This is a genomic window from Romboutsia sp. (assembly GCF_051659545.1).
Classification (GTDB): Bacteria; Bacillota; Clostridia; order Peptostreptococcales; family Peptostreptococcaceae; genus JBOFOR01.
Window position 1 is genome coordinate 1 of sequence record NZ_JBOFOR010000047.1, and the last position, 2,478, is coordinate 2,478.

Below are 2,478 nucleotides of genomic sequence, written 5' to 3' on the forward strand. Positions count from 1 at the left end.
TACCACCATATTCTCCAGAGTTAAATCCTATAGAAAAGTACTGGGCAAAATTAAAAAAGAATTTGAAAAAAATACATAAAAATAATAAGACTCTAGAAGAGTCTATTTACCAACTTTTTAAAGTTATATGACTATAATAAATTAGGAATTATAGATATAAAAGATATCATAGGAAAAGCTGTATATAGAATATATCCCTCTGAAAAATTAGGAAAAATATATTAAAGTAAATAATCAAGAAATATTTATTATAAATATTAAAAAAATCTGGCGCCAGATTCAATTAAAAACTGCCTATCAATAAAGTAGATAAATTAATGTGGAAATGTTATTTTTATATTAAGAAATAAATTAAAACATAAGAAAAGGTGGGGGTATAATGAGCTCAAATATAAATCCAGTTAAACCAGTAGTAGAAAAAATAAAGAAAACAGGAAAATTAACAAACATTAATATAAGCTTTATAGTTAAATATGGATATAAAAAAATTAAAGAAGAAAATAATACTAACTTGAAAGAAATTTTAAGATATGGCGAACTTCCAGTAGATATAGCAAGAGAACTTAATAGGATAGGCAACCTTACCAAACAACAACTATATTCTACAGAAAAAAATAAACAAACAGAATCAAGTAAGTTAAATCAAAAGAAAGTAATGCTATACTTAAAAATACTTCAAAAGGGTATTGATAATGAAGAATATTTAACTCCTGAACAAGTAGAAGATTTAAAGAAATATATAGATGATTGTATTTTACAGTTTACTGAAGATATTAGCAAATCTACTAAGAAAAAAGAATATAAAAAAGAAATATATGAAGAAAGTAAAAAAGAAATTGAAAAGGTAGGGGAAAATATTATGAAAAAAACGTTAAGAATAACTAAATTATATGATGAAATAAATGATTTTTTAATAGATTCTAATGAAGCAATTTATGATGATTTTAATATTTTAGAGGATGAAGGTCAATATGATATATATATGACCGTAGATAAAGAAGAAACTTTTAGAATACACTCAGATGAATGCAGATATATATATAGAATCTTACAAAATCCAGTTGCTAATGTTGTATACTGTATATCTATAAGTAGTGATAGTGATTTAGATATAAAGGTATGTGACTCAATGGAAGAAGCACTTTCTTTAATATTTGAGGATATGAATAATGATGAGTTTATTAATCTAGATACAATAAAAAGAGAATTTCTAATTTTAGAAGATTCAGAAGAACCAAGTGTAATTTACTTTGACACAAAAGATTCTTTCTGTGAAAAAATACAGAAGTTAATAAATTAAAAATCATATAAAATACGGAGGTTTTTATGAATGATAAAACATTTAGTCAATATGTATTAGAAACTTCAAAAAATTATTCTATCTGGTCATCCTATGAGTATACATCTAATGGATGTCTTCTAATTGCACTTCTACAAAAAAAACAATCACTATATAAAGTAATAAAACCGATAAGAAATATAGTCACAACCACTGAGGACTTAATGAATTCTTATCTTGGAAATGTAGTTTCCTTTGGAGGATATATAAATAAGAGCATAACAAAACTGACTACAGAAAAAGTAAGTGAAATTAATACCTTTGTAGAGACTAGTGAAATTTTACAAAACCTAGAAGATTATTTAAAAAATATAAGGCTATTAAGTGAGTTAAAAATAAATGAAGAATCTGACTATGATAAGATATTTGGACAGGCAAATAGATTTTTACAAGATATAAAGAATATAAGATACAATCTTGACTCTTTATCAATACCAACAAATACCCTTAATGAATGTATTACTACATATATAGAAGAAGTTGCAGGTATATTAAATGAAATGAAGTGCAGCATAGTCTATCAAATTAAATATGAAATAATAGATCAACATTTTGAGGAACAAGATGAATATTTAGATGTATACTATACAACAGTAGTAAATGGTTTTAATATATTATCAGCCATAGAAGATATAGAAGTATATATAAATAGAAGTTTGAAAGAATTTTACACTGAAGATATTTTCACACCAAGAGATCCTTATAGGGACTTATTAGAATATAAGATAATAGAAGGTGAAGAAATAGAGGAAGATGATATTGATATAGAAAATGATAGTAAACAATATGAAGTTGATGAAGAACAAATTGAAGAAAACAACGATCCTAATGATGAATTGCTTAATAATAAAATAGATGAGAGAATTTTAAATATGATTATTAGAAATAACGACTATATTAGAATAATCTCAAACTTAAAAGAGAACATTGATACTTCAATATTTAGTAAAATTACAAAAATTGATTATGAAAAATTAGATGAACATAATATTGTAAAAGTATATGTTAAAGAAGGAATAAAAGCTAAGGAACTAGGTGTAATTTTAATAAACATAGAAGATTATGCAAAGTCTATAGGATATAATGTATTAGTTGATTTTTTAAGAGGTAAATAAAAATGATAGACAAAGTGTATACAC

General features: G+C 24.1%; 3 protein-coding genes. All 3 read left to right on the forward strand.

Features of this window, described 5'->3' with window-relative positions; genetic code table 11:
• Positions 1-131: transposase (locus ACRC03_RS02690; protein WP_438650849.1), on the forward strand; the 131-nt coding region annotated here is incomplete at its 5' end.
• 248 nt (positions 132-379) lie between these two features.
• Complete coding sequence (locus ACRC03_RS02695) at positions 380-1,300, forward strand: hypothetical protein (protein WP_438651011.1); 921 nt, start codon at positions 380-382, stop codon at positions 1,298-1,300.
• A gap of 26 nt (positions 1,301-1,326) precedes the next feature.
• Positions 1,327-2,454 carry a hypothetical protein gene (locus ACRC03_RS02700; protein ID WP_438651012.1) on the forward strand — a complete coding sequence of 376 codons (1,128 nt, stop codon included), beginning with the start codon at positions 1,327-1,329 and terminating at the stop codon, positions 2,452-2,454.
• The last annotated feature ends 24 nt before the right edge of the window (positions 2,455-2,478 follow it).

What these genes read in the sequence shown, in the direction of transcription:
- ACRC03_RS02695 (WP_438651011.1), top strand. Translation starts at nt 380, where the DNA reads ATGAGCTCAAATATAAATCCAGTTAAACCAGTAGTAGAAAAAATAAAG.
- ACRC03_RS02700 (WP_438651012.1), top strand. Translation starts at nt 1,327, where the DNA reads ATGAATGATAAAACATTTAGTCAATATGTATTAGAAACTTCAAAAAAT.